At 59.9% G+C, this 6,112-nt stretch carries 6 protein-coding genes; 3 read left to right on the top strand and 3 right to left on the bottom strand.

What is annotated here, in order from left to right; translation table 11 throughout:
- On the top strand, positions 1 to 732 hold a 732-nt coding region (locus tag ACV22W_RS04830), incomplete at its 5' end, for an IS3 family transposase (RefSeq protein WP_448018097.1).
- A gap of 345 nt (positions 733 to 1,077) precedes the next feature.
- On the opposite strand, the gene ACV22W_RS04825 is transcribed toward ACV22W_RS04830, so the two are convergent.
- Positions 1,078 to 1,578 (bottom strand): HAD domain-containing protein, encoded by a 501-nt coding sequence (locus ACV22W_RS04825; RefSeq protein ID WP_448018096.1) that lies wholly within the window; start codon positions 1,576 to 1,578, stop codon positions 1,078 to 1,080.
- 174 nt (positions 1,579 to 1,752) lie between these two features.
- Positions 1,753 to 2,310, bottom strand: coding sequence for a hypothetical protein (locus ACV22W_RS04820; protein WP_448018095.1), 558 nt, complete (start codon positions 2,308 to 2,310; stop codon positions 1,753 to 1,755).
- 283 nt (positions 2,311 to 2,593) lie between these two features.
- Here ACV22W_RS04820 and ACV22W_RS04815 point away from each other — a divergent pair, with 283 nt between their 5' ends.
- Together ACV22W_RS04815 and ACV22W_RS04810 are read left to right on the top strand one after the other, a co-directional pair.
- On the top strand, positions 2,594 to 3,070 hold the full coding sequence (locus ACV22W_RS04815; RefSeq protein WP_448018094.1) for a helix-turn-helix domain-containing protein: 477 nt from the start codon (positions 2,594 to 2,596) through the stop codon (positions 3,068 to 3,070).
- A 119-nt stretch (positions 3,071 to 3,189) separates the two neighbouring features.
- Positions 3,190 to 4,008, top strand: a complete 819-nt coding sequence (locus tag ACV22W_RS04810) for a TIGR02391 family protein (RefSeq protein ID WP_448018093.1) — start codon at positions 3,190 to 3,192, stop codon at positions 4,006 to 4,008.
- A gap of 234 nt (positions 4,009 to 4,242) precedes the next feature.
- On the opposite strand, the gene glmS is transcribed toward ACV22W_RS04810, so the two are convergent.
- On the bottom strand, positions 4,243 to 6,072 hold the full coding sequence (gene glmS, locus ACV22W_RS04805; protein ID WP_448018092.1) for a glutamine--fructose-6-phosphate transaminase (isomerizing): 1,830 nt from the start codon (positions 6,070 to 6,072) through the stop codon (positions 4,243 to 4,245).
- Between the last annotated feature and the right edge of the window lie 40 nt (positions 6,073 to 6,112).

Raw genomic sequence — 6,112 nt, 5'->3', positions numbered from 1 at the left:
GTCGAGGAAATCCGCCGAGTCGTCGGCGATTTGCCCAGCTATGGCTATCGCCGGGTGTGGGGCTCGCTGCGCAATGAACGCATTGCTGCCGGACAGGTGCCGTTCAATGCGAAGCGCATCTATCGCATCATGCGCACTCACGGTCTGCTGATGCAACGGCGTCCAGCCCCGCCTCGGCCGCAACGTCGGCACGATGGCAAGGTGGCCGTCGCGCGCAGCAATCAGCGATGGTGCTCGGACGGCTTCGAGTTCCGCTGCGACAACGGCGAGCCGCTGCGGGTGACGTTTGCGCTGGATTGCTGCGACCGAGAGGCGATGAGCTGGGCGGCCACGACAGCAGGTCACAGCGGCGACATCGTGCGCGACGTGATGCTGGCTGCAGTGGAAAATCGGTTTGGCAACGAACTGCATACCCCGTCCGAAATCGAGTGGCTGAGCGACAACGGTTCGGGCTACACGGCCGACGACACGCGCCGGTTCGCAGTGGCCATCGGCCTGAAGCCATTGACCACACCGGTGTGCAGCCCACAAAGTAATGGGATGGCAGAGAGCTTCGTGAAGACGATGAAACGCGACTACGTCGCCTTCATGCCAAAGCCGGACGCAGCGACTGCCGCACGCAACTTGGCCATCGCGTTCGAGCATTACAACGAGAAGCATCCCCATAGCGCGCTGAAATACCGCTCGCCTCGCGAGTTCCGGCGCTCGATGGATTCAGCAACCTTAGTGTGATGCCGTGTCCGGGATTACAGGGTCAACTCCAATGGGCTAGGCAACGTAGTCACTCCGTTTTATTGCCTCTTCATCGCTTCCCGATGTCGCTCGTACAGCTCGTCGCGCAACAGTTGCTTGAACCTGTAGCCGATTTCGAACGGGGACATCGTCCGAAGCGCAACATACTCTCGCGGAGTCATCGCGCCAAGGGCCTGCTTAAGACCATGGTCGATAGCGTCAGCAAGCATCCGTTCGGTGGACTGCCCGCTGTTGGTTGACTCGGTGGGCGCCTTGGTTCGCATCCTTCTCCCTCAATACCAGACTGTTTGCTCTCATTCATGCGGTGCAGCCAACCACTGCTGACTAAGAGAATCGTTCATGTAGTCTGTGTCGTAGCAGTTCGACGACAGCGTCGTCCCCTAACGCATACTCGGACTGGCAATGCACGAGACGCTCTCTGCAGCTCTCGAATCCATCGCTGCGGTCATCAATCGCAATCCATTCGATGCCGTCGCGTCCTTGCCGGCGAACATAGTCGAGAACTTGTTCGCCTCTCGACAACATTGGCCAGAGCATCTCGTCGAATTCGCAACCTTGGTATGTGGCGCCGATTATCCTTGCGCGCAGCGATGCCGACGGCAACTGAGAGCGGGTGTAGTCGACGCCGAATCGGTAGGCCCAGTCACTCGAGAGGACTATGGGAAGTTCTGGATATGGCGACAGCAGGTCAACAAGAATTTGAACGTACTCGAACAACTCGATGCGCCCGGGTGCGCTGCTTACGATGCGGCGTCCGGCGACATACGAGTTGCCTCGGTGCAGTACCCCGTCGATGTCGAGAAATAGAATTTGGCGCTCACTCATCGGCAGTGTCCTTTGTCACGCGGGCACGCCGGTGCGCAATCCGCAGGCGCGGCGCGGTTGCCGGCCATCACCAGCGACCAATGTGAGAATCCAACTGGAGCGACGAGCGGTTCCATCATTGCGTACCCCATGTGTCAGCAGCTCACAACATCTCGCCGAGTCGGTGCTGAGCATTCAAATGATTCGTTGCCTGCGATGGGCCAAGTAGCTCTGTAGACGGTGCATCAACGGATTGCCGGCGGTCGCTCTCATGACGTCATCAGCGGAGACAGGGTGCGTGGCGGCCTCGCCACATTCCTCTAAAAGCACTCGCAGCCGGTCAGCAGCCTCTTCGTCAAAACCAGCCTCCAGACCGACATTGACACGCTTGTCCGCCGTCACATCGCTGAACTCGAAATCCGGCGATGCGACAACAACGTACTCTGCGGACCGGGAGCTCATGAATGTCAGTATCGAATCCTCTTTGGTCCCGCCGAGGATTCTCACCGAGTTCACGATGCGCTGCGCCAGCGGCGCGCATTCGCGCCGCAAAAACTCGAGGTCATGGAGCAGTGGCCAGTCGTTTGCAACGACAACGAAGGCCCCAGGGAACGGCTCGATTGTCTGTGCGAATAGGCGAGCGTCCGCTTCGAGCGAACGAGTAGTCTCAGGCTCGTTTTCGCGAGTCGTTATGGACGGATGTCGGTCAATCGCGCCTAGAACGCCACTGACGCAGAAGAACAGCAAAACCATATGTGCCCCATAGGGAAGGTAGCGGCCGGCTCACCGCCGGAAAGTTTTCAATTCTCGTGACTGACCAGCCGGTCATGTCGAAACCACGGCCTTATCAATTGCGCACGCTTCCCTCGGGGCATCGCTCCGATGGGCTATCACTGGCGCTACTCACTATGTATCCGAGACGGAGCCGCTCACCCTGCCGGCTCAGGCCGATTGTAGCTTTTTATGAGTGCTTGTTTCAAGCGTGCATATGCGGAGTGGTAGAAAATTTTTTGACCGCAAGGGATGCTGTGCGGCTATGCCGAAGCTCCATGACGCGGTCGCCAACGGGCTGTCCGAACGACTTAGAACAATTCGAAAACGTGCCGGCCTCTCGCAAGACGAACTCGCTGCGAGGGCGTCGCTGGCTCGCACGAACCTCGCGAGCGTCGAACAAGGACGGCGGGCAAACCTCCGACTTTCGACTCTTTCCCGGTTAGCCGATGTACTGGGCGTGGATGTACTCGACTTCTTCTGTGACCGGCCTGTCGACGAACAGCAACCAGCCGGGGAAGACGCCACGGTCCGAGTGATAGCCAACGTCAAACGGCTCAGAACTGAGGCGGGCCTCAGTCAGGAAGCGCTCTCGGTCAAAGCGCACCGATTCCGCACCTACGTGGGACGATTGGAGAACGGAGGCGCCAGTCCAATGGCCGTCGACCTGCAGGACTTGGCGGGCGCACTCGGCATTGGCATTCAGCAGCTCCTCGAAGTAGCGACACCTTCGAGCCGATAATGTGCCGCAGCCTCGAGGGTCCAGTGAGCGACAACCATTGGAGTTCTCGACGTCCGTCCGTCGACGCTATTAAATTCCACGGCAACACGCCGTCGACATAAGTGAAGATGGAGCTCTGAATGGCGAGTAACCTGCCGTGCTTTACTCATCAGCAGTTGGAAAGTATCTGTCGCGTACTGGGCGATACGGCAAACGGTCTGACCGGGACCGAAATCGGCCACCTGCTGGCCAACAAACGCTTCCAAGACCCTACGCCCCAAATGACGAAATGGCAGCGTTTGTTTAACGCGCTCGTCGCCCAGCAAAACAAGCACAGCGTCGGCAATCACACCATTCAGTTCATCAATGAGGCGATGAATCCCTCGCTATACCTTCGGAGGCCCGAGCTCTTTGCATGGAGACGTGAAAACCTGAACTCCGCTCTTTCGTTGTGCGGCTATCACGTGCGGGAGGACGGGCAAGTCGGCTACGCACAAGAGGCCACCACGCTAGATGAGGCGTTGTCGCGGGCAAACCGGCTAAAGGCAGTCCTCGAACAACGCGAGGTCCATCCGAATGTCCTTGCCTTTTGCCGCAGTGAGCTTCTGCAGGAAAATTATTTTCACGCCGTCTTTGAGGCGGTCAAGTCAGTCGCGAAGCGACTCGAGCAGCTCTCTGGAGGAACTGGGGACGGCGCAGAACTTGTCGATTTCGCTCTGGGGATGTCAAGTGGGACGCCCCGTGTTGCCATCAATGCGCTCCAGTCTAAGACCGATATCGGAGAGCAACGCGGGTTCGCGAATCTTCTCAAGGGCATCTTTGGCATGGTTCGCAATCCGCTCGCACACAATGCCAAAATCGAGTGGGACATGAGCGAACAAGACGCTATGGACACGCTAACAATGCTATCGCTAGTTCATAGGAGGCTAGATATCGCGAAGTCCAGCGAAAGCCACTAGGTTACCCGGAGCCCGTTCAGGCCATCCAACCTGCAGCCATTCGTGGCCCCGCCGTTCTACGACGAACAACATAGGATGGCGGGTGTTCATGACAGTGATACCTATACGTTTGAACAAGACGGTTGGTACAGACTTTTTTGTGCAGGTACAGGCTTTTTTGTATAGGTACAACCTTTTTTGTTCGGGTACAGACTTTTTTGTGCGTCGTTACCGGATACCTCCCGGTGAACACCCTCACTCCACCGTCACCGATTTAGCGAGATTCCTCGGCTTGTCGATATCCGTTCCCCTTGCCAACGCAGCGTGATAAGCCAGCAACTGCATCGGCACCGTATGCAGAATCGGCGAAAGCGGCCCGTAGTACTCGTTGAGCCGAATCACCTCGATCCCTTCACTCGGCACCAACCCGCAGTCCACATCGGCGAACACGAAAAGCCTGCCCTTCCGCGCGCTGACCTCGTGCATGTTCGACCGGAGCTTTTCGAGCAACACGTCATTCGGCGCCACCGCAATCACCGGCATTTCATTACTGACCAACGCCAGCGGCCCGTGCTTCAACTCCCCGGCGGGATAAGCCTCCGCGTGGATATACGAAATCTCCTTCATCTTCAGCGCGCCTTCGAGCGCGATCGGATAGTGCATTCCGCGTCCGAGAAACAGCATGTTGTCGCGTCGCGCGAGCAGCTCCGACCAGCCCATGATCTGCGGCTCCAGCGCGAGCACCTTCGACATCGCATCGGGCAGATGCCGCAGCGCATGCAGATGCGCCTTCTCGTCGTCATCGCTCAACCGCCCGCGCACCTGCGCCAGTGACAAAGTCAGCAGGAACAGCGCCACGAGTTGCGTCGTGAAAGCCTTCGTCGAAGCCACGCCGATCTCGATTCCCGCACGCGTGACGAACTGCAGCGCGCATTCGCGCATCAGCGCACTCGTCGCGACGTTGCAGATCGCGAGCGTGTGCATCATCCCACGCTGCTTCGCGACATGCACGGCGCCGAGCACATCGGCCGTCTCGCCGCTCTGCGACACCGCGACGACCAGCGTGCGCGGATTCGGGACGCTGTCGCGATAGCGAAACTCGCTCGCGATCTCGACGCTCGCCGGCAGCTTCGCGATGCTCTCGATCCAGTATTTCGCGGTCAGCGCCGCGTGATAGCTCCCGCCACACGCGAGCAGCAACACCGAATCGACGTCGTTGAACACGCGCCACGCGCCGTCGCCGAACAGCTCGGGCATGATCGATCCGACATCGAGCAACGTATCGGCCACGGCCTGCGGCTGCTCGAAGATTTCCTTCTGCATGTAGTAGCGATACGCGCCGAGATCCGCCGCGCCGCTGTGCGCGGCCACGCGCTGCACCGCGCGTTCGACGCGCTGTCCGGCCGCGTCGACGATCCAGTAGCGATGCAGCTGAATATCGGCGACGTCACCATTCTCGAGATAAGCGATGCGATCGGTGATGCCCGACAACGCGATCGCATCCGACGCCAGGAAATTCTCGCCATCGCCGACACCGACGACGAGCGGCATCCCGTCGCGCGCACCGACGATCCGGTGCGGTTCGTCGCGGCACATCACCGCGATCGCGTAGCTGCCGCGCAGCCGCGCGACCGCGCGGCGCACCGCGTCGAACAAGTCGCCGTCATACAGGTGGTCGATCAGATGCGCGATCGCTTCGCTGTCGGTCTGGCTCGCGAACACGTAACCGTGCGCCTGCAATTCCGCGCGCAATTGATCGCAGTTCTCGATGATCCCGTTGTGCGAAAGCGCGATGCGCGCGTTGTCGTCGCTCGGCGAGAAATGCGGGTGGGCGTTGAGCGTGACGGGCGCGCCATGCGTTGCCCAGCGCGTATGCGCGATGCCGGTGTAGCCGGACAGCGCGTGCGCGGCGATGTCGCGCTGCAGGTTGGCGACGCGGTCGACGCTGCGCGCCCGCGCCAGCGCGCGGTCGCGATAGACCACGACGCCGCACGAGTCGTAACCGCGGTATTCGAGCCGCTTCAGCCCGTCGACGAGGTTCGGCAGGATGTCCCGCTGGGCAACCGCCCCGACAATTCCACACATATCGCGCTCCGTAAATGTCCTGTCTGGACCCGTGACAGCG

Source organism: Burkholderia sp. AW49-1 (assembly GCF_053427845.1).
The sequence above is the reverse complement of the archived record's forward strand: the minus strand, read 5'-3'. Positions and strand labels throughout refer to the sequence as shown.